The 24,120-nt window shown below is 68.3% G+C and carries 37 protein-coding genes and 1 pseudogene; 14 read left to right on the plus strand and 24 right to left on the minus strand.

What is annotated here, in order from left to right; translation table 11 throughout:
• Positions 1-139: 139 nt before the first annotated feature.
• Positions 140-1,696, minus strand: a complete 1,557-nt coding sequence (locus V7050_RS04985; protein WP_324364796.1) for a 2-isopropylmalate synthase — start codon at positions 1,694-1,696, stop codon at positions 140-142.
• A gap of 510 nt (positions 1,697-2,206) precedes the next feature.
• On the opposite strand from V7050_RS04985, the gene V7050_RS04990 reads away from it, so the two are divergent.
• Positions 2,207-3,856, plus strand: a complete 1,650-nt coding sequence (locus V7050_RS04990) for an MFS transporter (RefSeq protein ID WP_324364794.1) — start codon at positions 2,207-2,209, stop codon at positions 3,854-3,856.
• A gap of 174 nt (positions 3,857-4,030) precedes the next feature.
• Here the strand turns inward: V7050_RS04990 and rlmB are convergent, their stop codons facing one another.
• The gene (gene rlmB / locus V7050_RS04995; RefSeq protein ID WP_324364792.1) at positions 4,031-4,804 is read right to left on the minus strand and encodes a 23S rRNA (guanosine(2251)-2'-O)-methyltransferase RlmB; all 774 of its coding nucleotides are present in this window, start codon (positions 4,802-4,804) and stop codon (positions 4,031-4,033) included.
• 341 nt (positions 4,805-5,145) lie between these two features.
• Here rlmB and V7050_RS05000 point away from each other — a divergent pair, with 341 nt between their 5' ends.
• Together V7050_RS05000 and V7050_RS05005 are read left to right on the plus strand one after the other, a co-directional pair.
• Complete coding sequence (locus tag V7050_RS05000) at positions 5,146-5,319, plus strand: hypothetical protein (RefSeq protein WP_324364790.1); 174 nt, start codon at positions 5,146-5,148, stop codon at positions 5,317-5,319.
• Positions 5,320-5,360: 41 nt separating this feature from the next.
• Positions 5,361-5,714, plus strand: coding sequence for a hypothetical protein (locus V7050_RS05005; protein ID WP_324364788.1), 354 nt, complete (start codon positions 5,361-5,363; stop codon positions 5,712-5,714).
• Positions 5,715-5,902: 188 nt separating this feature from the next.
• Here V7050_RS05005 and V7050_RS05010 read toward each other — a convergent pair whose 3' ends face one another.
• The 14 genes from V7050_RS05010 to V7050_RS05075 all read right to left on the minus strand — a co-directional run bounded on the left by V7050_RS05010 (position 5,903) and on the right by V7050_RS05075 (position 11,843).
• The gene (locus tag V7050_RS05010) at positions 5,903-6,280 is read right to left on the minus strand and encodes a hypothetical protein (protein WP_324364786.1); all 378 of its coding nucleotides are present in this window, start codon (positions 6,278-6,280) and stop codon (positions 5,903-5,905) included.
• Positions 6,277-6,567, minus strand: coding sequence for a hypothetical protein (locus tag V7050_RS05015; protein ID WP_324364784.1), 291 nt, complete (start codon positions 6,565-6,567; stop codon positions 6,277-6,279). Before V7050_RS05015 ends, V7050_RS05010 begins: the two co-directional genes overlap by 4 nt.
• Positions 6,561-6,803, minus strand: a complete 243-nt coding sequence (locus V7050_RS05020; RefSeq protein ID WP_324364782.1) for a hypothetical protein — start codon at positions 6,801-6,803, stop codon at positions 6,561-6,563. Before V7050_RS05020 ends, V7050_RS05015 begins: the two co-directional genes overlap by 7 nt.
• Positions 6,804-6,848: 45 nt before the next feature.
• The gene (locus tag V7050_RS05025; protein WP_324364780.1) at positions 6,849-7,154 is read right to left on the minus strand and encodes a hypothetical protein; all 306 of its coding nucleotides are present in this window, start codon (positions 7,152-7,154) and stop codon (positions 6,849-6,851) included.
• Complete coding sequence (locus tag V7050_RS05030) at positions 7,151-7,726, minus strand: hypothetical protein (RefSeq protein WP_324364778.1); 576 nt, start codon at positions 7,724-7,726, stop codon at positions 7,151-7,153. Before V7050_RS05030 ends, V7050_RS05025 begins: the two co-directional genes overlap by 4 nt.
• Positions 7,723-8,103: an antitoxin Xre/MbcA/ParS toxin-binding domain-containing protein gene (locus tag V7050_RS05035; RefSeq protein ID WP_324364776.1), complete on the minus strand. Its 381-nt coding sequence runs from the start codon at positions 8,101-8,103 to the stop codon at positions 7,723-7,725. Before V7050_RS05035 ends, V7050_RS05030 begins: the two co-directional genes overlap by 4 nt.
• Before the next feature lie 49 nt (positions 8,104-8,152).
• Positions 8,153-8,629, minus strand: a complete 477-nt coding sequence (locus tag V7050_RS05040; protein ID WP_324364774.1) for an HNH endonuclease signature motif containing protein — start codon at positions 8,627-8,629, stop codon at positions 8,153-8,155.
• Between the two features lie 67 nt (positions 8,630-8,696).
• Positions 8,697-9,314, minus strand: a complete 618-nt coding sequence (locus V7050_RS05045; protein WP_324364772.1) for a hypothetical protein — start codon at positions 9,312-9,314, stop codon at positions 8,697-8,699.
• Entirely contained in the window at positions 9,314-9,580 is a 267-nt protein-coding gene (locus V7050_RS05050; protein WP_324364770.1) for a hypothetical protein, read from the minus strand. The genes V7050_RS05045 and V7050_RS05050 overlap by 1 nt, the downstream gene beginning before the upstream one ends.
• Positions 9,577-9,798 carry a hypothetical protein gene (locus V7050_RS05055; RefSeq protein ID WP_324364768.1) on the minus strand — a complete coding sequence of 74 codons (222 nt, stop codon included), beginning with the start codon at positions 9,796-9,798 and terminating at the stop codon, positions 9,577-9,579. The genes V7050_RS05050 and V7050_RS05055 overlap by 4 nt, the downstream gene beginning before the upstream one ends.
• Positions 9,799-9,945: 147 nt before the next feature.
• Positions 9,946-10,290 (minus strand): hypothetical protein, encoded by a 345-nt coding sequence (locus V7050_RS05060; protein WP_324364766.1) that lies wholly within the window; start codon positions 10,288-10,290, stop codon positions 9,946-9,948.
• Positions 10,291-10,440: 150 nt separating this feature from the next.
• Entirely contained in the window at positions 10,441-10,674 is a 234-nt protein-coding gene (locus V7050_RS05065) for a hypothetical protein (protein WP_324364765.1), read from the minus strand.
• 81 nt (positions 10,675-10,755) lie between these two features.
• Positions 10,756-11,127 carry a single-stranded DNA-binding protein gene (locus tag V7050_RS05070; RefSeq protein WP_324364762.1) on the minus strand — a complete coding sequence of 124 codons (372 nt, stop codon included), beginning with the start codon at positions 11,125-11,127 and terminating at the stop codon, positions 10,756-10,758.
• Positions 11,128-11,201: 74 nt separating this feature from the next.
• Positions 11,202-11,843, minus strand: coding sequence for a recombinase RecT (locus tag V7050_RS05075; RefSeq protein ID WP_324364760.1), 642 nt, complete (start codon positions 11,841-11,843; stop codon positions 11,202-11,204).
• A 146-nt stretch (positions 11,844-11,989) separates the two neighbouring features.
• On the opposite strand from V7050_RS05075, the gene V7050_RS05080 reads away from it, so the two are divergent.
• Together V7050_RS05080 and V7050_RS05085 are read left to right on the plus strand one after the other, a co-directional pair.
• Positions 11,990-12,142 carry a hypothetical protein gene (locus V7050_RS05080; RefSeq protein WP_324364758.1) on the plus strand — a complete coding sequence of 51 codons (153 nt, stop codon included), beginning with the start codon at positions 11,990-11,992 and terminating at the stop codon, positions 12,140-12,142.
• Positions 12,135-12,488, plus strand: a complete 354-nt coding sequence (locus V7050_RS05085; protein WP_324364756.1) for a hypothetical protein — start codon at positions 12,135-12,137, stop codon at positions 12,486-12,488. The genes V7050_RS05080 and V7050_RS05085 overlap by 8 nt, the downstream gene beginning before the upstream one ends.
• Here V7050_RS05085 and V7050_RS05090 read toward each other — a convergent pair.
• Positions 12,485-12,787: a hypothetical protein gene (locus V7050_RS05090; RefSeq protein WP_324410332.1), complete on the minus strand. Its 303-nt coding sequence runs from the start codon at positions 12,785-12,787 to the stop codon at positions 12,485-12,487. The two genes, V7050_RS05085 and V7050_RS05090, sit on opposite strands and share 4 nt — an antisense overlap.
• Positions 12,788-13,243: 456 nt before the next feature.
• Here V7050_RS05090 and V7050_RS05095 point away from each other — a divergent pair, with 456 nt between their 5' ends.
• The 3 genes from V7050_RS05095 to V7050_RS05105 all read left to right on the plus strand — a co-directional run bounded on the left by V7050_RS05095 (position 13,244) and on the right by V7050_RS05105 (position 15,035).
• Positions 13,244-13,609, plus strand: coding sequence for a hypothetical protein (locus V7050_RS05095; protein ID WP_324364753.1), 366 nt, complete (start codon positions 13,244-13,246; stop codon positions 13,607-13,609).
• Positions 13,610-13,756: 147 nt separating this feature from the next.
• Complete coding sequence (locus V7050_RS05100; RefSeq protein ID WP_324364751.1) at positions 13,757-14,626, plus strand: hypothetical protein; 870 nt, start codon at positions 13,757-13,759, stop codon at positions 14,624-14,626.
• Positions 14,627-14,819: 193 nt separating this feature from the next.
• Entirely contained in the window at positions 14,820-15,035 is a 216-nt protein-coding gene (locus tag V7050_RS05105) for a hypothetical protein (RefSeq protein WP_324364749.1), read from the plus strand.
• 6 nt (positions 15,036-15,041) lie between these two features.
• Here the strand turns inward: V7050_RS05105 and V7050_RS05110 are convergent, their stop codons facing one another.
• The 6 genes and pseudogenes from V7050_RS05110 to V7050_RS05135 form a co-directional block, all read right to left on the minus strand.
• Positions 15,042-15,716, minus strand: a complete 675-nt coding sequence (locus V7050_RS05110) for an ATP-binding protein (protein WP_442885605.1) — start codon at positions 15,714-15,716, stop codon at positions 15,042-15,044.
• Positions 15,646-17,215, minus strand: a pseudogene (gene istA / locus V7050_RS05115) (IS21 family transposase). Before istA ends, V7050_RS05110 begins: the two are co-directional and overlap by 71 nt.
• Before the next feature lie 75 nt (positions 17,216-17,290).
• Entirely contained in the window at positions 17,291-17,491 is a 201-nt protein-coding gene (locus tag V7050_RS05120; protein WP_324364747.1) for a hypothetical protein, read from the minus strand.
• A complete protein-coding gene (locus V7050_RS05125) occupies positions 17,491-17,700 on the minus strand; it encodes a hypothetical protein (RefSeq protein ID WP_324364746.1) in 210 nt (69 codons plus the stop codon). The genes V7050_RS05120 and V7050_RS05125 overlap by 1 nt, the downstream gene beginning before the upstream one ends.
• On the minus strand, positions 17,700-18,095 hold the full coding sequence (locus V7050_RS05130) for a hypothetical protein (protein WP_324364744.1): 396 nt from the start codon (positions 18,093-18,095) through the stop codon (positions 17,700-17,702). The genes V7050_RS05125 and V7050_RS05130 overlap by 1 nt, the downstream gene beginning before the upstream one ends.
• On the minus strand, positions 18,095-20,140 hold the full coding sequence (locus tag V7050_RS05135; protein ID WP_324364742.1) for a DNA primase family protein: 2,046 nt from the start codon (positions 20,138-20,140) through the stop codon (positions 18,095-18,097). The genes V7050_RS05130 and V7050_RS05135 overlap by 1 nt, the downstream gene beginning before the upstream one ends.
• Positions 20,141-20,694: 554 nt before the next feature.
• Here V7050_RS05135 and V7050_RS05140 point away from each other — a divergent pair.
• On the plus strand, positions 20,695-21,069 hold the full coding sequence (locus V7050_RS05140) for a hypothetical protein (RefSeq protein ID WP_324364740.1): 375 nt from the start codon (positions 20,695-20,697) through the stop codon (positions 21,067-21,069).
• Positions 21,066-21,404 (plus strand): hypothetical protein, encoded by a 339-nt coding sequence (locus V7050_RS05145; RefSeq protein ID WP_324364737.1) that lies wholly within the window; start codon positions 21,066-21,068, stop codon positions 21,402-21,404. The genes V7050_RS05140 and V7050_RS05145 overlap by 4 nt, the downstream gene beginning before the upstream one ends.
• Here V7050_RS05145 and V7050_RS05150 read toward each other — a convergent pair.
• Positions 21,337-22,314, minus strand: a complete 978-nt coding sequence (locus tag V7050_RS05150) for a hypothetical protein (RefSeq protein ID WP_324364735.1) — start codon at positions 22,312-22,314, stop codon at positions 21,337-21,339. The genes V7050_RS05145 and V7050_RS05150 overlap by 68 nt on opposite strands.
• Before the next feature lie 88 nt (positions 22,315-22,402).
• On the opposite strand from V7050_RS05150, the gene V7050_RS05155 reads away from it, so the two are divergent.
• From V7050_RS05155 to V7050_RS05170, 4 genes are all read left to right on the plus strand, one after another.
• Entirely contained in the window at positions 22,403-22,855 is a 453-nt protein-coding gene (locus V7050_RS05155; RefSeq protein ID WP_324364733.1) for a DUF5662 family protein, read from the plus strand.
• Positions 22,852-23,295, plus strand: coding sequence for a hypothetical protein (locus V7050_RS05160; protein ID WP_324364731.1), 444 nt, complete (start codon positions 22,852-22,854; stop codon positions 23,293-23,295). Before V7050_RS05155 ends, V7050_RS05160 begins: the two co-directional genes overlap by 4 nt.
• Positions 23,296-23,297: 2 nt before the next feature.
• Positions 23,298-23,492, plus strand: coding sequence for a hypothetical protein (locus V7050_RS05165; RefSeq protein WP_324364729.1), 195 nt, complete (start codon positions 23,298-23,300; stop codon positions 23,490-23,492).
• A gap of 47 nt (positions 23,493-23,539) precedes the next feature.
• Positions 23,540-24,120, plus strand: a 581-nt coding sequence (locus V7050_RS05170; RefSeq protein WP_324410333.1) for a terminase small subunit, incomplete at its 3' end; no start/stop codon positions are given.

A 24,120-nucleotide genomic window follows, 5' to 3' on the forward strand; every position in this document is an offset into this window, starting at 1 on the left:
GTTCGATTGGAAGACGTCAGTTTCGCGACAGGGGACCGGCGGGCGGCGCGGAAGGCGGGCGATGTCCGAGGGAGCCGCGCGCCGGACCCCGGTCCCGACCGCGGGGCGGCCGGGAGCGGGCAGGGCGGGGGGGCGCGGCTCAGGCGCTCGCGGCGTCCGGGGCGGACTTGAGCCGGCGCACCAGGAGCTTGTTGAGCGCGTTCACATAGGCCTTGGCGGAGGCGACGACCGTGTCGGTGTCGGCGGACTGGCCGGTGACGATCTTGCCGTTCTCCTCCATGCGCACGCTCACCGTGGCCTGGGCATCGGTGCCCTCGGTCACCGCATGGACCTGGTAGAGCTGGAGCTGCGCCTCGTGCGGGACCAGCGCCTTGACCGCGTTGAAGGCCGCATCGACCGGGCCGTCGCCGGTGGCATGCACGCTCTGCTCGTGGCCGTCGATGGCCAGTGTCAGCTCGGCAGTCTGGGGGCCCTCGGTGCCGCAGACCACGCGCAGGCGGCGCACCTGGATGCGGTCGTTCGCGGCATTGGTGTCGGTGTCCTGCATCAGCGCGACCAGGTCGTCGTCATAGACCTCCTTCTTGCGGTCGGCGAGCTCCTTGAAGCGCACGAAGACGTCGTTGAGCTGGTTGTCGCCCAGCTTGTAGCCCAGCTCCTGCAGCTTGGAGCGCAGCGCCGCGCGGCCCGAATGCTTGCCCATGACGAGGCTGGTGGCGTTCAGGCCCACGTCCTCAGGGCGCATGATCTCGAAGGTCTGCGCGTCCTTCAGCATCCCGTCCTGGTGGATGCCGCTCTCGTGGGCGAAGGCGTTCTTGCCCACGATCGCCTTGTTGAACTGCACCGGGAAGCCCGAGACCGTGGCGACGAGGCGGCTCGCCTGCATGATCTTTCTGGTGTCGATGGAGGTCGCGTAGGGCAGGATGTCGTTGCGCACCCGCATCGCCATGACCACCTCCTCGAGCGCGGTATTGCCCGCCCGCTCGCCGAGGCCGTTGATGGTGCATTCGATCTGGCGCGCCCCGGCCTCGACCGCCGCCAGGCTGTTGGCCGTCGCCATGCCGAGGTCGTTGTGGCAATGGGTCGCGAAGACCACCTCGTCGGCCCCCGGCACCCGCGCGCGCAGCATCCCGATCAGCGCCGCGCTCTCCCGCGGGGCGGTGTAGCCGACGGTGTCGGGGATGTTGATCGTGGTGGCACCCGCCTTGATGGCGATCTCGATCACCCGGCAGAGATAGTCGTGCTCGGTCCGCGTCGCGTCCATCGGCGACCATTGCACGTTGTCGCAGAGGTTGCGGGCATGCGTCACCGTGTCGTGGATCCGCTCGGCCATCTGGTCCATGTCGAGGTTCGGGATCGCCCGGTGCGAGGGCGAGGTGCCGATGAAGGTGTGGATGCGCGGCCGCCGGGCGTGCTTCACCGCCTCCCAGCAGCGGTCGATGTCCTTGAAGTTCGCCCGCGCCAGCCCGCAGACCACCGCGTTCTGCGCCTGCCGCGCGATCGCGCTCACGGCCTCGAAATCGCCCTCGGACGCGATCGGGAAGCCGGCCTCGATGATGTCGACGCCCATCTCGTCGAGCAGGGCGGCGATCTGGAGCTTCTCCTCCAGCGTCATGGTGGCGCCGGGCGATTGCTCGCCGTCGCGCAGGGTCGTGTCGAAGATCAGGACATGGTCCTGATGGGGTGTCGTCTCGGTCATTTCCTGGCTTCCTCGGGTTCCGGGCTTCTTCGGCGCTGTCGTGGCGACCCCTGAGCGCGCGCGCCGGATCCGGCCGCGCTCAGAGGCTCGTAAGAAGAAGCAGGCCGAGCGGGAACCCCCGGCGAATTGCCGGTCCGCCGCTCGTGCATGTCCGCGCCGGGTTCCACATGGCGCGGAGTATATACGCGGGCCGGCCGAGTTAAAGTGCGAAAATCAAGGTTCGGGAACTGCATCTGGCAACACGATCCGGCCCACCAGATTCAGGGCGCGCCTAGTGCCGCCATTCCGCCGAGGCCAGGCACCGCCGGGCAGCGCCCGCCCCGCCCCGGGCCGGCGCTGCCCTCGTCTTGTCGGCGGCATTGTCGAGGAAGAAAGAGAAGGCTCCAGGTGCGGTAACCCCGGCATGCCGTCTCCCCGGTCTGGACGCCGGCCGGCGCGTCTGAGACAAGTCCGGTCTGGGGCGTTGCGCCGGGCGGGGCGCGGCGGACCCGAGACCTCGGGAGACGCGGCATGGACGCGGGCAGCGCAGCGAAGGCGACGGGGCGGGGGGCGCTGGCGCCGCTCGCGAACCCGACGTTCCGCAGCTTCTGGCTGGCGACCCTCGCCTCGAGCTTCGGCGGGCTGATCCAGGCGGTCGGCGCCGCCTGGACGATGACCAGCATCTCGGGATCGGCGGATATGGTCGCGCTGGTGCAGGCCTCCACCACGCTGCCGATCATGCTGTTCTCGCTGGTCTCGGGCGCGATCGCCGACACCTTCAACCGCCGGAGGGTGATGCTGGCGGCGCAGTTCGGCATGCTCGCCGTCTCCGTGGCGCTGGCGTTCGCGGCCTACTGGGACCTGCTGACGCCCTGGCTGCTGCTCGGCTTCACCTTCCTGATCGGCTGCGGCGTGGCGCTGAACAACCCCTCCTGGCAGGCCTCGATCGGGGAAATCGTGCCGCGCGAGGATCTGCCGGCGGCGGTGGCGCTCAACAGCGTCGGCTTCAACCTGTCGCGCAGCGTCGGCCCGGCGATCGGCGGCGCCATCGTCGCGGCGGCCGGCGCCGCGGCCGCCTTCGCGGTGAACGCGCTCAGCTATCTCGCGATCATCGCGGCGCTCCTGCGCTGGCGCACCGTGCCGGGGAGCGGCAGGCTGCCGCCCGAGAGCCTCGGGGCGGCGATGGGGGCCGGGCTGCGCTACGTGGCGATGTCGCCGCATCTCGCCCGGGTGCTGCTGCGCGCCTTCCTCTTCGGGCTGAGCACGATCGCGGTGCTGGCGCTCTTGCCGCTGGTGGCGCGCAACCTGGTGGCCGGTGGGGCGCTGACCTACGGGCTCCTGCTCGGCGCCTTCGGGCTCGGGGCGGTGGGGGGCGCCTTCGCCGCCGCACGGCTGCGGGCCTGGCTCTCGAGCGAGGCGCTGGTGCGGCTCGCCTTCGCGGCCTTCGCGGTCTGCGCCGCCGTCGCCGGGGTGAGCACCAGCGCCCCCCTGACCGCCGCGGCGCTGGCGCTCGGCGGCGCCAGCTGGGTGCTGGCGCTCTCGCTCTTCAACGTGACGGTGCAGCTCTCCACGCCGCGCTGGGTGGTCGGGCGCTCGCTCTCGCTCTACCAGACCGCGGTCTTCGGCGGCATGGCGCTCGGGAGCTGGCTCTGGGGCCTCGTCGCCGAGGGGCACGGCTCCGCGGTGGCGCTGCTCGCCGCGGCGGCGGCCATGCTCGCGGGCGGCCTCGTCGGGCTCGCGGTGCCGCTGCCGAGCCGCACCGAGCTCGACCTCGCGCCGCTCGACCGCTGGCGGGAGCCGCCGCTTCCGCCGGATCTGCGACCGCGCAGCGGCCCGGTCGCGATCGAGATCGAGTACCGCATCCGCGAGGCCGACCTTCCGGCCTTCCTCGACGTGATGATCGACCGCCAGCGCATCCGCCGCCGCGACGGCGCCCGGCACTGGACGCTCCTGCGCGACCTCGAGGATGCGGAGCTCTGGACCGAGAGCTACCAGACCGCCACCTGGGTCGAATACGTCCGCCACAACCTGCGCACCACCATGGCCGACGCCGAGATCGGCGAGCGGCTCCGGGCGCTGCATGCGGGCACGGAGCTGCCGCGGGTGCGGCGGCGGATCGTGCGCCAGATCCGCTGGCTGCACAGCGAGCCGCCGCCGCCGGGCGCCTACGACCTGCATTGAGCGGCGCTTCGGGGGCCGGGCACGAAAAAAGGCGCCCGGATCGGATCCGGGCGCGCAGTCGGAACGAGGGACAGTGAGATGAAGCAGGGTGGTTCCGCACCAGCTGCCTCATGGGGGATATGGGGCGCCGACCCCCGGTCGTGAAGGGGGTTGAAGCATTTGTGATCGGGGGCGTCAGCGCGCCGCGTAGAGCGCCACCGCGGCGGCGTTCGAGACGTTGAGCGACCCGAAGGCCCCGCGCGCGGGGATCCGCACCAGCCGGTCGCAGAGCTTCGCCGTCAGCGCGCGCATCCCCGGCCCCTCGGCCCCGAGGGCGAGGGCCAGGGGACGCGCCTCGAGCCCCCGCAGCCCGTCGTCGAGCGCGGTCTCCGCGGCGCCGTCGAGGCCGAGCACCCCATAGCCCATGTCGCGCAGCGTCTCGATCGCCCGCGCGAGGTTCGGCACCCGCAGATAGGGCTGGCGCTCCAGCGCGCCGGAGGCGCTCTTGGCCAGCGCCCCGGTCTCCGGCGCGGAATGGCGCTGCGGCGCGATCACCGCGCGCGCCCCGAAGACCTCCGCCGAGCGCAGCACCGCGCCGACGTTGTGCGGATCGCTGACCCGGTCGAGCAGGAGCACCCGCGGCGCGCCGCCGCGGGGCGCGCAGACCTCCGAGACCGATCCCCAGTCGAGCGGCAGCACCTCGAGCGCCGCCCCCTGATGCACCGATTGCGGATCGAGCGGCGCGTCGAAATCCCGCGGTTCCACGATGCGCGGCGTCATGCCCGAGGCCGCGACGGCCTCCGCCAGCCGGTCGGCGGCATTGCGGGTGAGCAGGAGGTTCAGGCGCTCGCGCGCGGGGTTCGCGAGCGCGTCGCGCACCGCATGCAGCCCGAAGAGCCAGACGCCCCCCGCACCGGCGCCCCGCCGGGCGCGCTCCTTCTCGATGGCCCAGCCGGGCTTGCGTCCCATGGCGCGCTCCTTGCGGCAGGCAGATAGTCACGGTCCAAGGGATCGCGCAAGCGCCTGAGGCATTGAACCGTACCGCCGGTTCGCGCATCCGTGGCGGACGTCTGTCGCCATGCGGATCCACCCCTGTATTCCGGTCGACGAGACATTGCCGTGTTGACCCCGAACCTTCCAGGGCCTAATCAGCGCGCACGCTCGGGGCGCGCCAGCCCGTCGCATCCTCGGAGGGGTGGCAGAGCGGTCAAATGCAACGGACTGTAAATTTGCCCGTCGAGTCTAATTCTCGTTAACATCCCCTTGGACTAGCGCCATTATTCTCTAGTGATCCACTAGGGAGGATAACGATGCTTACTTTGCGGGATGCCTATCAGGACTATCGCAGGAGCAGGGAAGACGAGCTCAGCCCCCGCTCTCTTGTCTGGTACGACCAGAAGGTCCGGGTGCACCTGAGCCACCTGCTCGACACCGAGCTGGACCAGATCACCCCAGGATGTGCCGAGACCTCCACGAGGGCCTGAGCCGCTCATCCGGCAAGAGCTCGGCGAACCGCGTGGCTAGAGTGCTCAAGGCGATCCTCAACGACGCCGGGCGGGCCACCGACCTGCCCCGAAACCCGGTCTCGCGGGGCATCCGCATGAACAAGGAGGTGCCCGCTGTCCTGAGGATCACGATCGAGGATCACCGTGACCGTCATTCGACCGTAGGCCCAGAAGCCGCCTCCGAGGATTGCGGCAATCCCCACGACTATCCCGACAAGGATGACCATTCGGCGGGGCTTCCACAGCAGCAGGGCGACGAATATCCCGAGGCCAAGAACCCAAGCCAGAGCCGTCATACTGATCCCTCGAGCGGGCGTCTGAAAAGCGCCTCGCTGGAAGTTTGCCGTGTTGACCCCGAGCCTTCTAGGGCATAATCAGCGCCGACGCTCGGGGCCTCTGGCCTGGCATCCGCTGGAGGGGTGGCAGAGCGGTCAAATGCAACGGACTGTAAATCCGCGCGTTCTGACTGATTTCTTTCGGTTTTCTTGGAAATCGCGCTCTTCGAGCCTCTCTATAGATCAAAGAGTTGCCGGCCATTTGGCAAACGCCGGCGCATCTCTGGCTATGACTTCGGCGAGTGCCGGACCGACGCTAAGCGCCGCTCGGCGATGACCTGGTGCGCGGTGCGGGCGGCTCGCCGGCTGCGCTCGCCTATCCACCGCATCCACATTTGGTGCCGCCGGTGTCGGCCGATGGCGATGCAGATCGGGTGATGCTCGGGCAGCAGATAGCCGAACTCCTCGTCGGGCAGGTGTGCCGTCGCGACGAGAAAGCGGCGCCGGTCGCGCTCTTCGGCTGCCATTCGCTTGCGGTCGATCGCCACCCGCTGCGCCGGCGTGTGCGGATCCGGTCCGGGCTCGTCGTCGCCGATGCCCTGTGGGGTGGCCCGCCCGGTGGGATGCTTGCTCCGAGGCCCGGGGCGGAATCGGGGTCCGGTCATGCCTCATCTCCGAAATTGAGGCTGCCGAAAACCGTCTCGAGCCGCCGGCGCAAATCCGGTTCGATCGGGATGTCCTCGGGCCGATCGCTGTAGTCCTCACCATTGAGGCGCCTGCGCCGGCACCGATACCCGTCCTCCTCGAGTCCGTAGACCACGATCGTCGATCCGTCCCCGAGCTCGAGGCGGATCCACGCGATGTCGACCTCGCCGCGGTCGTCGCGAGTAGTGACCCGCCGGATCTCCGGCAGGTGCCGGCGGAGCATGACCACCTGGTGCGACGTCAGCATGCGGCGGCCCGGGCCCGGGCGGCGGTCTCGGCGAGGCGCTCGTGGGCCGAGAGGCGGGCGCGGCGCTGGAGTTCGGTGTCGGCAATCTCGCGGGCGACTTCGGCGCCGGCGTCGCCTCGGATCTCGACCAGGTCGGCGTTGGTGAGGAGGTGCATGCCTGCGCGGATGCGCTCCATCTGGCGCGCCTCCGAGGGGAACTTCGGCGTGAGGCGCCGATAGCGGGCGAGGGTGCTCATGGGGTCGGGGGCTCTCTGTCTTTCCCAGGAGATTGGTCTGGATGCTCACAACCCAAGCCGCCGACGAGCGGCAAGGATCTCGTGCGCGGAGGACCGCATACGCTGCTCGAGTTCGGCGAGCACGACAACCCGGCCACGCCCGACGGCCTGGATAGCGGAGGCCGTGAGGGCGATCCGGTAAGCGCCGACGCGGCCCCGGCTGTCGCAGGTGATCGTCGCGATGAGCAGGTCGCCGATGGCGATCGGAGATGCAGGCCTGATGCACCAGCCTCCGATCCCGTCGCCGGACTCTACGACCGCGCCGGGAAACGCCGCCTCGATCAGGATCCGGAGGTCGTCGGGAGGCGTCATCGGCGCAGGCCCGACACGAAGGCCAAGAGGCGCCGGACATCGGCGACGCGCGCGGCGTGGCTCTTTGCCAGGCGCCGTAGCTCGACCTGCGCCTGCCATCGCTCGACCGCGGACATCGGCCGCGGCACCGGGCCGCAGTCTGCCGACCCGCACGAGAGGCAAAAATGCCCGGCGTCGTCGACGGACTCGACAGGCCACTCGGCCGCGATCGGGTCGCGGCGGACCTTGACTCCGAAGTCGACCTGGTCAGACCCGCAGGATTTGCACTCGTAGACGACGGCGCCCGACCTGATCGAAGTCGGCGCCGGCCGCAGGAGGAACTCGGCGGCGTGCGCGAACACCGTCGCCGGCGCCAGGAACATCGGCTCCTCGATCGCCGCTTGCCCGCAGGCCGAGCAGCGGCCGAAATCGGCGGCGATCTCGTGCAGCACCATCGTCTGAAGCGCGGGCGACCAGCTGCCACGCGCGGCGAACTGGACAGTCTCGTAGCCCCACTCGGGGCAGCTCAACGTGTCGACTGGAACGCGGCCGTGCGACGCGGCCATCAGCCGCTGGAGGAGGGCATCGCTCATCGGGTCCACCCGGCCAGGTCGCGGACCGCGGCCATGCCGTGGCTACTCTCTCGCATCACGTCCAGAGGCGCCCTGCCGTCGAGATCGCGGTTCCGGGCCCGGAGCCACGTGGTCTGGTCGTAGGCGTCCGGCATCGGCTTCTTGATGGCGCACCTGATCTGGAGCAGCAGTTGCATCCGGATCAGGACAGCGTCCGGCACCCGCACGCGCTCGCGCATCCGCGCCGCGCGGAGCCATTCGCGGAGAGTCGGCAGCGTCGGGCCGCCGAGGAGGTCGCGCTGCTCCTTCTCGGCAAGGGCCCAGTCGCGGGCGACGCCGGCGAATGCCCGTAGGCACGGGCCGCTCATGTCGACGGGGTATCGGGTGTCGAAGTCCATCTCGCTATCTCTCTGCGCTGCGGGCCGGCCTGGCCCTTCGGGCAGAGGGTTAGGCGGCCTGCTGCGCTTCCTGCTCAGGCGCGCACTTGCGCCGCCCCGGGCCTCCTGGCGCCAGCTTTGTGAGCCCGTCCCGGTACATCCGCGCCGAGATCGCCTTTCGCTTCGCCCGAAAGGACGCCGCGGCGAGGTTCTCGGCCTGCGTGCCCCAACGGAGGTTCGAGGGAACATTGTTCAGGGGGTCATCGTCGGCGTGGAGGGCGACGGCGCCGGCCGGCGGCACCCCGTACCAGGCCGAGCAGACGAGGCGGGAGACGAGGAGGATGCGGTAGCCGCGCCACCGGACGCTCCGCTTCTCGTAGACGACACCGGACGACGAGACCTGCCGCGTGAGGGTCCCGAAGGTCGGCTTGGCGCGCTGGCCGGTCGGCTTCAAGCCGTCGCGACCTCGTCTATGAACCCGCCCCCACGACGACGCCCAGATGCCCGGATACCCGGGCACCTCGCGCCACTCCTCGACCTCGCCCATGCCGACCCCCCGACGTTTCGGGGGAGATAGGCCCGGGGGATCTCGCCCCAAACCAGGGGGCCCGGCCTCACCGCATCCGCTGCCCGCGGCTCTTCTGCCGGCGCTTCTGCGTCATGAGCTCGGCCGCGCGCTGCTTCATCCGGGTGAACTCGGCCTCGCGCTGGCGCTGCCGCTCCCGAGCCTGCTGACGCTGACGCGCCTCGTTGCGGGCCCGCTCAAGAGCCGCGCTGCGCTCCCGCTCCTCCGCACGGGCGCGCTGGGCGCCGAGGCTGGGGTTGATCCGCCGGACGAGCGCCTTCGCGGCCCGCTTGACCCGCTGCAGGGGTCGGCGCTGGTATGCCGCCGACGCCTCGCGCTCGCGCCGGAGCATCTGGGCGATCATCTCGTCCTGCGCCCGATTTCGCCGAGCCTGGTCCTGTCGCGAGGCGCGCTTCTTGGCGCGCTGATCCCGGACAAAGGGCTTCCGGAGATACTCGCGCATTTGGCCGATGCGAATCCGGCGCGCGATCGGGCCGTTGCGGTACTCCTGCTGCTCGCGCTCATGTTGCGCCTCGTGCAGGCGGCGCATCTCCTCGCGGCCACGCTCCCGGAGGGCACGCTCGCGCTCGTCCGCCCGCCGGGCCAGCTCGCGCTCGGCGGCAGCGAAGCGCTCGCGCTCGGCGGCGAGGGGATCGACCCGGGCCATCACGCGACCCTCCGCCAGGCGCGGGGACCCGAGCGGGCAACCCCGGCGGCGTCAATCATCGCCTCGGCGATCGTGGCGGCGTCGAGGCGGTCGAGCTCGTAGAGCGCGCCGGTGTCGCCGACGGCGACGTCCCGGATGGAGCCAACGGCGCCGAGGGCGACGTCGATACCGACGGTGGCCGGGGTGGTGGTGCCGGCGAGCGCGCGGGCGGCGCGGCGGGCGGCCGCGTCGACGACGGCGCGGCTGGTTGCGGAGAGCGCGATCATGCCGCCACCGTCCGGCGCCGGCGCAGGCTGGTGTTGTAGGTCTCGACCGCGGTGAGAGCGGCGGAGGCGACATCGTCACCGATCACGACGACCGCAGCGGAGCGGCTATGGCGGTCGTGGATCGCTCCGTCGTAGAGATGGAGATCGTTGAAGTCGTCGACGAAGCCGTAGCCAGCGACGGTCGCGTTCTCGAGCGCGATCTGGTTGATCCGGTTCATGGCGTTGGTCTCCCTCTTGCCCGGGCGGCCCCTCGCCGCCCCGAACAGGAGGTAGGATCGGCCCCGCGGTGCACTCAAAGGATCAGAGGAAGGTTCTGGCGACTTCGGGAAAAACCGCAGGAAAACCGGCCGAAGATTTTTGCGCTTTCACGAATTTCGATCGAGTGCGCGGAGTCGGATCTTCTCGTGCGCGGTCGCGTTCCGGCGGCGCTCGAGTTCGAGGAGGACAGCTGAGAGCACATCCTGGTCATCGCAAGGCAACGGGTTCGCGCCGTCGCCGAACACCGCATGGAGCACGTCGAGGATCTCTGCCGAGCTCATGCCGGCGAGGATCGGGCCGGTTGCGTCGAGGGCTGCGGCGCGGCGCTTGTCCTCCTCTTCGAGCAGCGCCTGCAGCAGCAGGCCGTGCTCGATGCTCGTCCGTACCTGGTCGCGATATTCTGCGAGGGCCTCGGCGCGGGCCTCTGCTCTGGTCTGTCGTCGCCAGGTCATCGGGTGCGAAGCCAGGCGAGGAGGATGGCCGCGCCCATCAGGGACACGGTCGTCGCGTGGCAGGTGGTCTCGAAATACGGCATCGGTCTCTCACGCTCGGCGGCCGGGCCCGGCCCTCGTGGGAGGGGGCGGCCCGGCCGCGGGCGGAGGTCAGGACTCCAGGTAGCGCGTGCCCGTGTCCGCTTGCCATTCAATGCCGAGCATGCGGTCGAGGCGACCGGCGACACGGGACCAGTGCGCGCGCTGGTCGCCGCTCAAAATGTCGAACGCCTGCGCGCGGCGCCGGGCCTCGAGCCATGCGTCCTTGCCGGGCATCTGCATCAACAGCCGGATCGCATCCTGCCGCTCGCGCCGGCGGCGCCGAAACCAGCTCATCTTCGACATCCCCCGTCCCCGAAAAGGAAAATGCCCCGACCGCGAGGCCGGGGCAAATCCTGATCGGTGAAGTGGTTGACGCTGCCGGCGTCAGAACGGGATCTCGTCCGCCATCTGCGCGCCGTTCGCCGGCGCCGCGGCACGCTGCCCGCCATCGACCTTCGAGCCGGCGAACTGCAGCTCCGCGATCCGCAGCTCGAGGCTCAGCCCCTTGCCACCGTCCTTCGCCTGGTACTCGCGCTGCGAGAGTTCGCCGCTCACGAAGACCTGGCCGCCCTTGACGAGCATGGGTGCCAGCTTCTCGGCGCGCGCGCCCCACACGGCGCCGTTGATCCAGAGGGTCGACTTCCGGTCGCCGAAGCCGGTGTCGCTGGCCAGGCGCACGTTGGCGACCTGCTGCGAGCCGACCGTGCGGAGCTCGGCGTCGGCGACGACGCGGGCGAGGGTGGAGAAAACGTTCATGTCTGTCTTTCTTTCTGGTGGGTGGGGATGAAGGCTCGCGGCCTCACGACGAGACCGCGACATTCGGCCTCGCCTTACTCAGCGGCGAAGGCGGCGAGGCGGGAGCCGCGGCCGCGCGGCGCCGGCGATTGCTCGAGCACCGGGTCGTCGCCGGCGGGGGTGACGTCGCGCATCTCGGAGCGCACCGGGCGGACGTCGATCACGTCGTCCTCGTCGGCGACGCTGTCGACCTTGATCGGCCACTTCCGCTTCTCGATGTGGAGGACCGTCTTCATGGCCATCGCCGAGAAGTGCTCGCGCCAGATGGCCGCGGCCCTGCCGCCGGCCTTCCAGGCCTCGGAGTATTTGTTCCGGTGCGCCTCGACCTCGGCGACCGTTCGCACCTCGAACGTCGGCACGCCGCCAGCCCAGTGGGTGATGGCATAGAAGGCGATCGGCTCGCCGCGCTCGCCGAGCTTGGGCTTCACGATCAGCCTCGGCTCGGTGCCTTCGAGGATCTCGTACTCGTCGTGCTCGTAGATGATGCCGACGTTGACCGCGGCGATCGCCGGGTTCGCCAGGGCGTCCGCGACGGTCACGACGACGGCGAGGTCGAGATCGGCGTCCCGGGCACCCTCGTACTCCTCAGCCCACCGATCCTCGATGCCGAGAATCTGAGCCGCCTCACTGGCGAAGCACCACCCGGCGGCCCTGACCGCCATCGACTTCGTGACCATCCCCCACCCCAAGCAGACGCCCTGGCGGGTGAAAGATTGGTTCGTTCCGGTTCGGCCGAAGGCGATCAGGCCAATCTCTTCAGCATGCCGACAGCATCAACCACGCCGACGAAAAGGGCCCGATATCCCTGGTGGAGGGATCGGAAATGCTCGTCGTCCTCGTCATCGTCCTGCTCTCCGGAGACGTCGCCGTCGTCGAACAGGACGGACTCGACCAGGCCGGGTGCCGCGCCCTCGGCGAGCTCGCGCTCGACGCCGGCGCCGTCGGCTACCGGTGCATCGAGCAGGCCGATGTCTGAGCGCGACATCCAGAGGCGGATCCTGCTCGCCCTGGCGCAGACCTTCCATCCCCGCGGCATCTTCTGGACGGCGGACACCGGCACCGCGCGCAGCATGGACGGCGCCAGGGTGATCAGCTTCGGCTTGCCGGGTCAGTCGGACATCCAGGGGTGCCTCGACGGCCGGTGGATCGGCATCGAGGTCAAGACCGCGAAGGGCAAGCAGCGGAAGAGTCAGGTGGCGTTCCAGCGGGCGATCGAGGCCGCGGGCGGCGTCTACCTCATCGCGCGATCGCCCGAAGCTGCCGTCGAAGGGATCGTGTCCGCACTCAGCCCGGACGACGATCGCAAGGCCGCGGCGCGCTAAACTCCCGGATCATCCCCGTCCTCGACCATGAAAGGCTCGTTGTTGCACGACGAGAGCCATTGGACCCGCAGGGCCCTGATCCTTTCGTCGGGTAGTGCGATCCAGACCTCGCCAGGCTGACGGCAGCCGGCGCAGCGCGTCTGCGCCTGGAGCTTGCGCAGCACCAGCTCGGGCGCAAGCCGGCGCAGGCCGAGCTCCGGCCGGAAGACCTGGCGCCGCAGGCACCGCGGGCACCACAGGGTCAGCAGCGCGCGTTCGTCGAGGAGGTCTCTGATTCGGATCGGCATGGGTCCGAACATATGGCGAACATCGACCAAAATGCACCGCTCGAAGCGAGGCCATCGGCTAAATGCCGCGCGAAGCATTTTCGGGATTGACAACCAGGAAACGAGTCCGCTGCGTTTCCCCTGATTCCAATGGGTTAGCCGCTCATTTGGCTAACTATCTGTTAACAAAAGGTTAACGGGATCTATGGGATTCCGTGCTGTCAACCACAATATCTTGTCGAAGCGAGAATTTTTCGTTTGACCCGCAGGGTGTTGCGCCCTTCTACTCCGGGGCGAGCGGAATGACGCGCCACCAGCCGGGTCTGGTACACCCGCCGGTGGCCGGAGTTTCGTCCTCACGCTCTCCTGGAGGGTCACGTGGGGCGGTCGTCGGGGTTGTTTTTCGGTGTCTCCCTCTCAAGAGGCACTAAACAAACGAAAATCCGGCGCTGTCAATGGCCCTTCGCTCTTGACAGAGGATTTCCCCTCATGGCAGCGATGCCGAATCACCCCCCGAATACCGTCCTCGCCTGCTTCCGGATCGTGCGCGACGAGTCGCACTGGCAGCGCCGCAAGCGCTTGCTGCGTGCTGTCGCTGACGAGGCGGTCGGGCCGATCTGGGCTCGCACGACCTCGACGCTCGTGTTGCGGAGCCGTCGCGAGATCGAGGACCTGAAGACCACCCTGGTCTGGAAGGCGGACCTCGACGACGGCGACCGGCTGCTGCTGGTCGAGATCACCGGCCAGGACAGCGCCCGCTTCGGGCTCGACGAGGAGGAGGTCCTCGACATCCTGCTCCCGCCGAAGAAGAAGCCGTCCGAGCCGGACAGCAACGGCGGCGCCGAGCAGGCGTGATAGGCTACCCGGGGGCTGCGGCCCCCGGTCCTTCTTCCGAGGGAGAGGCTGGTGGCGGACCAACGGAGATATGGGGCCTATCCTGGCTTTGGCGGCTATGCTGCCTCGACCTTCAGGCGCCTGCCGCGAGCGCGGAAGCTCGAGGTCATGGAGAACTGGTTCCTGGGACACTTCGAGGACCCGGCGAACCGGGTCTCCTACAACTCCCGGGAAGGCGGCTACATCTGGGTGCCCGATCTCGGCCCGCACGATGCCAATGACCAGATCCAGGTCGAGTTCAGCGACGTCGCCAGCCTTGAGCTGATGACCGAGGCCGTCGATGCCGTGCAGGCGGACGGTGTCATCGACTGGGCTTCGAGCGACTACTTCAGGGACAACGAGGGCCTCCCCTACGACCTTCCCATGTCCTTCAAAGGCCGACCTGCTGCCGGGACCGCGCCGATCTTCTCCTCCGCGGTCGGCGCGCACCCCATCGGTTGGACCGGAGCTATCGTCGAGCCTGGTGTCGTGGAGCCCGGAATCTTCGAGGACGAGCCGCAAGTTAGTGAAGAGATCGCCCGCCGGGCGATGCTTGATCGGCTGGACCGCCTCGAACAGATGATTGCCCCGCTGGTCGCCCAGGTCGGGATGATGGGCCACAACGGGCCGCCTGGTCCGATAGAGGATCCATACATCCCCGATCGCGATCTGCGCCCCGAAGACCCCCCACTGAACGCTCGCGACATCTTCGTTGTCAACATAGCGATCCAGGAAGTTCGGGCGCAGGCGCGAGCAGCCGAGCCCGATCAGGAAATCGTCGAGAAGAGCCAGGGCGTCCTCGCCAGGGCCGCAAAGCAGATCGGCCGGTGGTGTATGATGTTCGCAGACGAGGCGGTGAAGTCTGCGGGCAGCGCCACGGGCAAGGCCGCCGCCCTCCTCGCCGCCGGGACGATCGGATGGCAGCAGCTGGGCCCGGTGGTGGAGAGCGCCGCGGCATCCATAGCAGCTTGGATCCAGACGATCCCGATCCCTTGGTGATCGTCTGTCTTTCTTTTGATCAGGAGAACAGAGGCCGACCCGGCCGCCCCTTCCTTCCTGACGGGCACAGTATTGAACCACCGGTCAGTCGAACCGAGTCCCGGTTAACGACGATTTTTGGGTCGAAGATCCGCGCCGGTGTTAGATGGATCAGCGGCGCGTTTCTGCGCCGCCCGATCCTGGAGACCATTGAATGACCTGTGAATGCTGCGCCGATTGGCGCTTGGATGTGCTCGTCCGTCTCAACGATGAGGATATTCTTGCGGAGCCCTACATCGACAGAGTCATGCGTGTCGAGGAGCTCACCGACACGGAGCTGCTCGAAATCGAGCGGACCTTGGCCGCCGGCTATGCGCGCGAGGTCGCATGGGTCGAGCTCGAGCGGCGGGGCGTCGTTTCGTTCCCGTGATCCGGCTCAGATCAGCCGGTCGAGCATCTCGGCGAAGCTCTCGACTGGCGGCGCCAGGACCGGCTCCGGCCGCGGCAGTGCGGCGGCAGCCTCGTCTTCGCGCCGTGCGCGGGTGAGCCGGCTGACCAGGTGGAAGAGGAGCTGGCCGCCGGCCTGGGCGAAGGGGAGGTAGCCGAGCTCGTCGAGCACGACGAGGTCCATGCGGCAGAGATGGTCGGCGAGGCGGCCCTGTCGGCCGGCGCGGGCCTCGGCCTCGAGCTTGTTGACGAGGTCGACGACATTGAAGAAGCGGCCGCGGGCGCCGCCGCGGATGCAGGCGCGGGCGATGCCGACGGCGATGTGGGTCTTGCCGGTGCCGGTGCCGCCGACCAGGACGAGGTTGCGCTGCTGGGCGAGGAAGCCGCCGCCGGCGAGGTCGCGGACGAGGGTCTCGTTGATCGGCGTGCCGTCGAAGACGAACTCGTCGATCTCCTTGGCCATCGGCAGCCTGGCGATGGCGATCTGGTACTTGATCGAGCGGGCCTGCTTCTCGGAGAGTTCGGCGGTCAGCAGGTCGCTGACGACGCGCTGCGGCTCGTGCTGCCGCTTCACGGCGGTGGCGACGATCTCGTCATAGGCGGCCCTCATGCCGAAGAGCTTCAGGTCGCCCATGGTGGTCATGATCGCGCTTCGCTCCATCATCCGCTCGCCCTCCTCAGGCTGTCGTAACGGGCGCAGTCGGCGGCGGGCTCGTGCCGCAGCCGCAGCGCCTCGGGGGTCATGATCGTCGCCGGCGGTCCGGGGTCGCGGCGCCGGGAGAGGATATTCAGGATGACATCCGCCGAGTGGACGCCCTCCTTCAGCGCCTCGGCACAGGCGGCCTCCACCGCGGGCAGGCCGTCGGTCAGAACGGCGCCGAGCACCTCGACCATCTGCCGGTCGCCATCCTGAACGGACCGCAGCTTGCGGCGCACCCGCTCGAGCGCGCCCGGCAGCACCCAGTCCTGGAAGGGTGCGCCATTCCTGAGCGCGCCCGGCTTGCGCGCAAGGACCGGCACGTAGTGCCAGGGGTCATAGACGGTCTGACCGCGGCCGAAGACCCGGCGATGCTGCCCGACGATCCGCCCGTCCTGGCGCAGCTCGATCCGATCGGCATAGGCGCGGACCTCGACCGGCCGGCCGACCGCGCTCGCCATCACCGAGTACTTGTTGTTGTCGAAGCGCACGAGACAGGTCTTCGACGGCGAGACCGGCGTCGAGCGGAAGCCGTCGAACGGCCCCGCATAGGGCACCAGGCTCGGCCGTTCCGCCTCGAACATCTGCCAGATGGTCTGATCGCGGACCTCGGGATGCGGCTGCGCCTTCGCCCAGGCGATGCAGCGGTCGACGAGCCAGGCGTTGAGCTCCTCGTAGCTCCTCACCCGCACCCGCGGCGAGAAGAACCGCTGCCTGACCGTGCCGACCTGGTTCTCGACCTGCCCCTTCTCCCAGCCCGAGGCCGGCGTGCAGGCAACCGGCTCGACCAGGTAGTGCCCGCACATCTGCTGGAAGCGCCGGTTGTAGTCCCGCGCCTTGCCGACGAGGATCGCGTCCACCGCCGTCTTCATGTTGTCGTAGATCCCGCGGGTGCAGGTGCCCTTGAAGAAGGCGAAGGCGCGATCGTGCGCGTCGAACACCATCTCCTGGCTCTCTCTGGGATAGGCCCGCACGAACAGCATCCGGCTGTGGCAGAGCCGCACCTGCGCCACCTTCACCGTCACCGTGACCCCGGCGATCAGCACCACCTCGTGGCTCCAGTCGAACTGGTAAGCCTCGCCCGGCGCGAAGCTCAGCGGCACGAAAGCCGCTGCCGTCGCCGCGGCCCGATCGCGCTGCCAGCCGGCCGCGTAGCGCCGCACCGCGTCGTAGCCGCCCTCGTAGCCGAACTCGCGTAGCTCCTCGAAGACGCGGATCAACGTCAGCCGCTCCCGGCTCGCCCGCGCCGCATTCACCGCCAGCAGCCGGTCGAGTTCGTCCCGCCAGGGCCCGATCTTCGGCTGCGGCTGCACCTTCCGCTCGTAGACGAACTCCGTCGCCCCGCTGCGCACCACCCGCCGCACCGTCTTCCGCGAGACCTTCAGCTCCCGGCAGATCTCCTTGATCGCCTTCTTCTGGACGAAATACGCACGCCGGATCTTGGCGATCGTCTCCACAACCAGCATCCCAATCTCGGCTCCCGATCATCCCTCGGGAGCACTGTGGACCCACACGCCAAGGGGGTCCCTTTTGGAAGCCGATCACCCCACAAGCGGGGTCCTTATTCCACGCTGATCAACAACGCCGAGAGCGAGCTCGTCGCGGATCGCGGACTGGATCTCCCAGGACAGGACGGTGTCGTGGGTCGGCCCGACCAGCTCACGCACGATCTGGTCGAGCTCCCGGTCGCCGACGTGGCGGGCCTCGATGCGGGGGTCGAGGGGGGACATGACGCGCGTCATCACCGGTCGTCCCGGGCGACCGCGGCGATCGCCAGCAGCAGCGGCGCGTTCGCCGGCGACATCGCGTGCCAGGCGCCGAGGGAGATCAGTCGGCGCCGGTATTCGCGGTCGTCCTCGCCGGGCTGCTGATCCGGCGCCGACGAGGAGAGCCAGACGCCGATCGTCATCGCGTGATCGTCGCGGCGCTTGGTGAGCTTGTCGTCGAGCATCACGCGACCTCCCCGAGCCGGCTGAGCTCCGACAGCAGCCGGATCCGTCCATGACCAGACGGCCCGATGGCGTGGATCTCGGCGAGCATCGTCATGGCGATGCGCCAGACGGTCGCGTGGATCGTTTGCTCAGGGTAGCCCGGGTAGCGGAAGCTGCCGCGGAAAGCCGCCCGCTCCTCCGTCGTGAGCCGAGCATCGACCTGGGGCCTGAGCGCGGCGAGGGCCTGGCGCTTCGTCATCGTCGAGATGATCCAACCGGACAGGTCTTCGCTGATCCGAATGGCCTGGGCCGGGATGATGTCCTGGGGGCGGGCCTCGGCCGGCAGCATCGGCGGGACCGGCGATGTGAGGTAGGCGTCGATCAGGGCGCGGCGGAGAGGGGTGAGGTCGAGCATCACGCCACCCTCCGGATCTTACCCCAGCCGGGGACGGTGGTGAACTCGGCGCCTGCCACCAGGTCGGCCTCGTGCGCCGCGACGAACTCGAGCCACGCGCCCATGAGATCGCCCTTCAGGACACGACGAACGGGCACCGGCCGGCCGGCCTCGAAGATCTCGAACTGGTCGCGGCGGATCACCTGACCCGGAAGCTTGGTACCGCGCCGAATGAGGAAGTCCTCGGCGGTCTTCGACAGCGAGAAGCCGCGGCGATACGCCTTGCCGCCCCGGTGCTCGATATCGGCGCCGCGTCCCTCGAGGTCGCGAAGGAAGGCGTTCTCCTCGCCCTGGTTGCGAAGAGGTCGGCCGAGGAACTCCTCGGCCAGACCCTTGAGGATGGAGACCGAGACCACGCCGTCGGCGTCGCCGATGAGATAGTCGCGGACGAAGGGCGCCCAGATGTCGTGCTTGGCAAGGTGTTCGTCTCGGAGGGCGATCAGGGATGCCGGCAGGTTCAGCCCCTGCTGGTACCAGTCCCGCGCGCCCTGAGCCATCCAGAGAAGCATTGCCTCCTGGCCTTCCTCGCTCTCGAGCCAGTCGGCGAACTTGGGGTCCGCGACCGGTCCGTCGCCGGCTTCACCCGGCTTCCTGAACCGGACGAAGAACGGGAAGGGGACGATGCGGTCGGTCATGGCGCGGTCCCGAGAGACAACCATCGGCAGGTAGTTGGTGGTGAAGAAGAGCTTCGCCCGGCAGATGAACTCGATTGACTCCGCCGCGCCGACACCGCGGGCCTGGATGGTGTCGCCACCGGTGATGCGCTTGAAGGTGTCCTCGTCCATGACGTCGTTGCGCCCGAACTCGGCGCCGATCGCCGCGCGGACCTTGGAGAGAGGGATCATCGCGCCGTCGTGGTCGTTGGCGCCGCGCTTGTGGCCGCTGTCGACGATCAGGCTCGGCTTCACGCCGCCGGCGGCATTCCCGAGCACCCGGCGCGCCGACTCCATGAAGAGCGTCTTGCCGTTGTCCCCGTTCTCGCCGCGGCGCTTCTCGTTGCCGAGCAGGAAGAAGGCCGCCTTCTCGTTGCGCTCGCCGGTCATCGAGTAGCCGCAGGCGCGGGCAAGGCAGGCCAGCTGGTCGAGATCCCCGCCAAGGTTCTTCGCAAAGCCATCGCGGATCCGCTCGACGTCGGCCTCCGGGTTGAACCGGATCGGCGTGCGGAACGTCAGCATGTCGCCCGACGAGGGCGCCTGGAGCTCGAGCGTCTTCAGGTTGAGCGTCTTCCCGTCGCCGACGTTGATCAGATGGGCCGACCGGCGCGGGTTGAACTCGTCGGCGCTTCGCGTGAGGTGGATCTGCGCGTAGCGAAGGATCGTCTCGGGGGCGTTCGACATCCTGCGGAGCTCGATGCCGATCTCCCCGCCCATGTCGCGGTAGAACATCCGGGCGTAGTGAAGGGCGACGGTGTGCCCGCGGGAAATGCCCGCCTCCCAGCGACCGAGGTCATAGGCGCGCCAGGCGCCGTCGACGCAGGCCACCTCTCCAGAGGCGTGATCGGCGAACTCCTCGCCGAGCCGGACCCAATCGAGATCCTGCGGCATGGAGGAGAGGGCATCCTGAGCGGCCGAAGCGGCGTCGAGGGCGTCCTTGGCCTTCTCGGCGTCCTTCTCTGCCTTCCTTTCGGTGCGGTCGAGCTTCGCCTCGAGCTTGCGCACCTCGGCGTTGGCGGCGGTCGCTGCGGCCTTCGCCTTGGCGGCCTTCGCTGCCTTGGAGGCCTTCTCGTCGACCTGAGATTTCGGGGTGGCGTCGGCCTCGGCCTTTGCCCTGGCGTGCGCGATGGCGGCCTTTTCGGCCTTCTTGCGGGCAGCGACGACTTCGCTGCGCAGGTTTTCGATGGTTTCCATGACCAGAATTCGCCTGTTGGATCGGTTCAATTTGGGCTGTTCTTCCGTGGCCCACCCCCGGGGAGCTACCCCGGGGGCTATTCGAACCAGCAGCCGAACAAGACGGTTTCGCCGTCTGTTTTGATATGGGTCCGGAGCGAGTTGGTCGCGAAACGGCATGAGGGCTGTTCAGGCGGGTTCTGGAGAAAGTTCCAGGATTTCCGGGCAAAGATTTTCTTTTGGCTTCCTATTCGATCAGGAGTACTCCGACGGGACGCGGAGCCATCATAGGTCGATCATAGGGTCGATCATAGGCAAAACCCTTTGTATATGCTCTATATTATTCCTGTTCTATGATGGGTATGATGGGTATGATCGATAAGAGAGACTATACGCGAGAAAGAAAAACAGAAAAGATATGCACCCGGTACGGCACTGTAATTCAGCCGTGTGAGGGGGGTGAAGAGTGTGAGTTTTTTTCCGGAATTCGTGCGCCGTGTAGACGGGCCGAGTGGCCATCATATCCGTCATACCCGTCATAGGGGCGTTTTGAGGCCCGAACCATCGCGCCTATCTCCTTCTGGTCAACAGAGGAGACCAAGTAATGCGCAAGTACCTTCACCGTAACGCCCGCTACGTCCCCGCCCTCCTGAGCCTGGCGCTCGGCGAGGTCTCGATCCTGCTCGGCGCCGCGATCCTGGTCGCGGCCCTGGCCGGCTGATCGGGAGATTGCCATGCGTCCTGATCACGGCAGCCCCGTCCGCGTCTCTTACCACGTGCTCCAGCGCATCTCTCAGCGTGCCGGCGCCAGCATGGATCCGGCCGAGGTCCTCGCGCTCATCCCGGCCGCCGACATGGCCCGGATGGAAGCCGGCGAGCACGTCACCGCGCGGATCAAGCGGCTGGCGCTCGACGTCGTCTGCCGCGACCGGTGCCTGACCACGGCGATGCACTCGCACCGCTGGCGGACGGCTGGGCCGCGGGTCGACGACCACGCCTGGCGCCGGGCCCGGAGCCCGAAGCGGCCGGCGCCGCGGGTGTGCCAGGCGCACCTGGATGCTGACGAGGAGATCGTCGTCGGTGGGCGGGTGCGGAGGGTGCCGGCATGAAGATCGACCGCGCCCGCCTCCGCATCGTCCGCCACCTCGAGGCTGGCGACCCGGAGCAACCGACGGTCGGCCTGGTCCTGGCGATCGGCACCCACCAGTGGGAATGCTGGCCGATCACGGCCATCACCGAGCACATGCTGCGCGACTGGGCCGACCGGCGCCTCGACCGCGGCGGGGCCGACGAGGCGCAGGTGCTGGCGTGGATCGAGAGGCAGTTCGTGCGCGAGGAGCTGCCGAAGCTCTCGGCGCACCAGCGGATCGCCATGATCAGGGACGGGCTGCTGGTGCCGGTGATGCCGCATCCGGGCCGGGACGTTGATCGAACGGGTCTCTGAAGAGTGACTCAAGCCCCGACGCCTGCCGCTTCTCCCCACCCTCGTCGATCCGGAATGCCAGCCTCGTGACAATGTCCGAGAAATGGTCAGCGAGGACCGACAGGTACTGCGGGGTGACCTCAGCGACGTACTTTCCGTCTTGGTCGCGACCATTCCCATGAACGCAGGCGTGTCGAAGCCGAGTTGATTTCAGGACAAGGTCACGGGCCGCCTTTTCGCCCGGAAGAAGGTGATGACCTATTGCGGCCCGCAGCATGCCGTTGACGAACTCGAAGCGGTGGAACTGCATCTTTCTGAGCTGAGCCACTACTATGTTCCGCGCGAGGTCCGGCTCGGCGGCTACTCGCGCCAGCGAGACGTTCGCTCCCTTCAGCTCTGGATGCCATTTGATGATGGCTGCAACGACCTTCTGGTCGCCATGGGCCAGATTGACGACAGCATCGGACAGGTAGGCCTCGAGAATCGAGAACAGCTGGACGAGAAGCATTCGGTTCCCGGCAGACACATATCGATCGTCGCTGATGTTGTTGAGCATCAGGCGCCACTCCTGCATGGACGCATCGAAGATGCCCCGGGGGTGCAGCTCCGGCTCAAGCTCGTCGATCCATTCGTCGTAGTGGTAGTCGAAGTGCTCGAAAGTCCCTGTCTGCGATGGGTCGTCGGTCAGGAAGACTTCCCACCCTCCCAAGTGGGCGCGGATCGTCGCGGAGAAACTTTCGGCGCAGGTCTTGCAGTCAAGCTCTATTTCAATGGTCGCCTCGCCGTCGGATGCCCGCTCAGTGCTGGTATCTGCTACCGGGACTTCCTCTGGCCAGGCGTCAACCACGTGACCGCACCGCGGGCAATGCATGACGACGTGGAACTCTTCCTTGATTGTCGACACCCTCGTCTCCTCGTTTGCGTCGACCATCTCCCGGAACCATCTCTCCTGCAAGCCGCCGCCCGCGGGGCACTCAAGGCCAGCGCAGCGGCGGCATCGAGCAGGGAAAGACAGACAGATGAACAGCAAGGAGAAGACCCTCCTTCACATTCGCCGGGTCGCCGAACTGATGGGCGACAGCGCACAGGAGATCATCCGGCGCGGCACCGCCCACGACGCCTCCAAGCTCACCTCCGGCGAGCTCGGTCCGCTCGCGGAGATGGACGCGCTGATCGCCCGAGATGGCAACGTGCCCTTCGGATCCGAGGCATACGAGCAGCGCCGCACGATGCTCGGGCCGATGCTCGATCATCACTACGCGCACAACAGCCACCATCCCGAGCACTACCATAACGGCGTGTCGGGGATGTGCCTGTTCGACGTCGTCGAGATGCTGATGGACTGGAAGGCGGCCAGCGAGCGCGGCGAGCAGTCCAGCATCGGGATGGAGGCGGCGTTCGCCAGGTTCGGGATTCACGGCCAGCTGGCCGATGTGATCCGGAACACCGTCGAGCGGAGAGGATGGGAATGATCACCCCCGACCGCATCAAGGCGTTCTTGGACGACTTGGCGCTGGTGTCCGCGAAGCATGGGCTCGAGGTCTATCCAGCTCCGACAGGTGAAATCGCCGTTGCTGAAATCGCCACGCGGTCCGGCTGGGAGGGCTACTACGCCTGCGACACGAAGTGCACGGGTGAGCGCTGGACGATCGGCCCCTATGACCATCATGCCAAGTGCAACGGGTGTATCGCCGACCAGTTCAGCCTGAACGTCTCCACCATCACCGGACACCAGCGCATCGCTCTGGCGCGGTCGCTCACCGCCATCAAGGAGCAGGCGACCTACAAGTCCGACGTGCTCCGGGTGATGCACCAGAACGCCGCGGCGCTTCATCGGCGCGGCCGCATCACCGACGCCGAGATGCGGGAGTTCGACGAACTTTGCCTGATCTCTCCCTCGAGCAGGAGCTGACCATGCCCTGGCTCTCCATCTTCTCCTGGCGTCTCGTCCACCTCTCCGGGCCGTGGGCCTACTGCGAGAACTGGCTCACCGGCGCCCGCGAGGCGGTCTGGCTCGGGGGTACCCGGGCCGACGTCGACCACGACTGGCTGGCCGGCGCCGCAACCTTCGCGGCCGGGCCCGATATCCCGACCGAGAGACAGGAGTGACGCCGTGATCCGCCCGACCGTGAGCACCTGCAACACGACCGACCGCAGTGCCCCTCGCGGTCGCAGCAATTCCGGGCCCGCCCTTCGCACCCGCAACATCGCGCAATTTTATTGCGCGCCGGGGACCCTGGCAGGGGGCCGGGTATCGTGGGTGGGCGGGCGATCCCGGTGTGTCGCGCGATAAAAAGTTGCCGAAAATGGACCCATCAAGCAACAAGGTGAGGCCCTCGCGCGCCGCTAAGCCCCGGAAGAAGGGCACGGTCCTGTCCGTCTCCGAGATGGCCGACCTGCTTGGTGTCAACCGCGGAACGCTGTCGCGCTGGCTCGAGGTCGAGGACTGCCCCTACATCAGCCGGCCGGACGTGCCCGGCGGCCCATGGGAGATTTCGGCGCCGGCGGTGATCGAATGGTACGCCGCCCGCCGCGAGCGCCAGGCCGTCGAGAAGGTCGCCGGCAAGGCCGCTGACCGCACCCTCGATCAGGAGCTCGATCCCACGATGATCGACATCGACGAGGCCAAGCGCCGCAAGGCAGTCGCGGACGCCATGATCCGCGAAATCGATCTCGACCGCACCGCGGGGTCCGTCGTCCCGATCTCCGACATCGCCGAGATCGTCACCCGGGAATA

The sequence above is a fragment of the Amaricoccus sp. genome, from assembly GCF_036846665.1.
Lineage (GTDB): Bacteria > Pseudomonadota > Alphaproteobacteria > Rhodobacterales > Rhodobacteraceae > Amaricoccus.

Coding starts and splice junctions, on each gene's coding strand:
- V7050_RS04985 (WP_324364796.1), bottom strand. CDS start 1,696: ATGACCGAGACGACACCCCATCAGGACCATGTCCTGATCTTCGACACG.
- V7050_RS04990 (WP_324364794.1), top strand. CDS start 2,207: ATGGACGCGGGCAGCGCAGCGAAGGCGACGGGGCGGGGGGCGCTGGCG.
- rlmB (WP_324364792.1), bottom strand. CDS start 4,804: ATGGGACGCAAGCCCGGCTGGGCCATCGAGAAGGAGCGCGCCCGGCGG.
- V7050_RS05000 (WP_324364790.1), top strand. CDS start 5,146: ATGCTTACTTTGCGGGATGCCTATCAGGACTATCGCAGGAGCAGGGAA.
- V7050_RS05010 (WP_324364786.1), bottom strand. CDS start 6,280: ATGACCGGACCCCGATTCCGCCCCGGGCCTCGGAGCAAGCATCCCACC.
- V7050_RS05015 (WP_324364784.1), bottom strand. CDS start 6,567: ATGCTGACGTCGCACCAGGTGGTCATGCTCCGCCGGCACCTGCCGGAG.
- V7050_RS05020 (WP_324364782.1), bottom strand. CDS start 6,803: ATGAGCACCCTCGCCCGCTATCGGCGCCTCACGCCGAAGTTCCCCTCG.
- V7050_RS05025 (WP_324364780.1), bottom strand. CDS start 7,154: ATGACGCCTCCCGACGACCTCCGGATCCTGATCGAGGCGGCGTTTCCC.
- V7050_RS05030 (WP_324364778.1), bottom strand. CDS start 7,726: ATGAGCGATGCCCTCCTCCAGCGGCTGATGGCCGCGTCGCACGGCCGC.
- V7050_RS05035 (WP_324364776.1), bottom strand. CDS start 8,103: ATGGACTTCGACACCCGATACCCCGTCGACATGAGCGGCCCGTGCCTA.
- V7050_RS05040 (WP_324364774.1), bottom strand. CDS start 8,629: ATGGGCGAGGTCGAGGAGTGGCGCGAGGTGCCCGGGTATCCGGGCATC.
- V7050_RS05045 (WP_324364772.1), bottom strand. CDS start 9,314: ATGGCCCGGGTCGATCCCCTCGCCGCCGAGCGCGAGCGCTTCGCTGCC.
- V7050_RS05050 (WP_324364770.1), bottom strand. CDS start 9,580: ATGATCGCGCTCTCCGCAACCAGCCGCGCCGTCGTCGACGCGGCCGCC.
- V7050_RS05055 (WP_324364768.1), bottom strand. CDS start 9,798: ATGAACCGGATCAACCAGATCGCGCTCGAGAACGCGACCGTCGCTGGC.
- V7050_RS05060 (WP_324364766.1), bottom strand. CDS start 10,290: ATGACCTGGCGACGACAGACCAGAGCAGAGGCCCGCGCCGAGGCCCTC.
- V7050_RS05065 (WP_324364765.1), bottom strand. CDS start 10,674: ATGTCGAAGATGAGCTGGTTTCGGCGCCGCCGGCGCGAGCGGCAGGAT.
- V7050_RS05070 (WP_324364762.1), bottom strand. CDS start 11,127: ATGAACGTTTTCTCCACCCTCGCCCGCGTCGTCGCCGACGCCGAGCTC.
- V7050_RS05075 (WP_324364760.1), bottom strand. CDS start 11,843: ATGGTCACGAAGTCGATGGCGGTCAGGGCCGCCGGGTGGTGCTTCGCC.
- V7050_RS05080 (WP_324364758.1), top strand. CDS start 11,990: ATGCTCGTCGTCCTCGTCATCGTCCTGCTCTCCGGAGACGTCGCCGTC.
- V7050_RS05085 (WP_324364756.1), top strand. CDS start 12,135: ATGTCTGAGCGCGACATCCAGAGGCGGATCCTGCTCGCCCTGGCGCAG.
- V7050_RS05090 (WP_324410332.1), bottom strand. CDS start 12,787: ATGTTCGGACCCATGCCGATCCGAATCAGAGACCTCCTCGACGAACGC.
- V7050_RS05095 (WP_324364753.1), top strand. CDS start 13,244: ATGGCAGCGATGCCGAATCACCCCCCGAATACCGTCCTCGCCTGCTTC.
- V7050_RS05100 (WP_324364751.1), top strand. CDS start 13,757: ATGGAGAACTGGTTCCTGGGACACTTCGAGGACCCGGCGAACCGGGTC.
- V7050_RS05105 (WP_324364749.1), top strand. CDS start 14,820: ATGACCTGTGAATGCTGCGCCGATTGGCGCTTGGATGTGCTCGTCCGT.
- V7050_RS05110 (WP_442885605.1), bottom strand. CDS start 15,716: ATGATGGAGCGAAGCGCGATCATGACCACCATGGGCGACCTGAAGCTC.
- V7050_RS05120 (WP_324364747.1), bottom strand. CDS start 17,491: ATGACGCGCGTCATGTCCCCCCTCGACCCCCGCATCGAGGCCCGCCAC.
- V7050_RS05125 (WP_324364746.1), bottom strand. CDS start 17,700: ATGCTCGACGACAAGCTCACCAAGCGCCGCGACGATCACGCGATGACG.
- V7050_RS05130 (WP_324364744.1), bottom strand. CDS start 18,095: ATGCTCGACCTCACCCCTCTCCGCCGCGCCCTGATCGACGCCTACCTC.
- V7050_RS05135 (WP_324364742.1), bottom strand. CDS start 20,140: ATGCCGTTTCGCGACCAACTCGCTCCGGACCCATATCAAAACAGACGG.
- V7050_RS05140 (WP_324364740.1), top strand. CDS start 20,695: ATGCGTCCTGATCACGGCAGCCCCGTCCGCGTCTCTTACCACGTGCTC.
- V7050_RS05145 (WP_324364737.1), top strand. CDS start 21,066: ATGAAGATCGACCGCGCCCGCCTCCGCATCGTCCGCCACCTCGAGGCT.
- V7050_RS05150 (WP_324364735.1), bottom strand. CDS start 22,314: ATGGTCGACGCAAACGAGGAGACGAGGGTGTCGACAATCAAGGAAGAG.
- V7050_RS05155 (WP_324364733.1), top strand. CDS start 22,403: ATGAACAGCAAGGAGAAGACCCTCCTTCACATTCGCCGGGTCGCCGAA.
- V7050_RS05160 (WP_324364731.1), top strand. CDS start 22,852: ATGATCACCCCCGACCGCATCAAGGCGTTCTTGGACGACTTGGCGCTG.
- V7050_RS05165 (WP_324364729.1), top strand. CDS start 23,298: ATGCCCTGGCTCTCCATCTTCTCCTGGCGTCTCGTCCACCTCTCCGGG.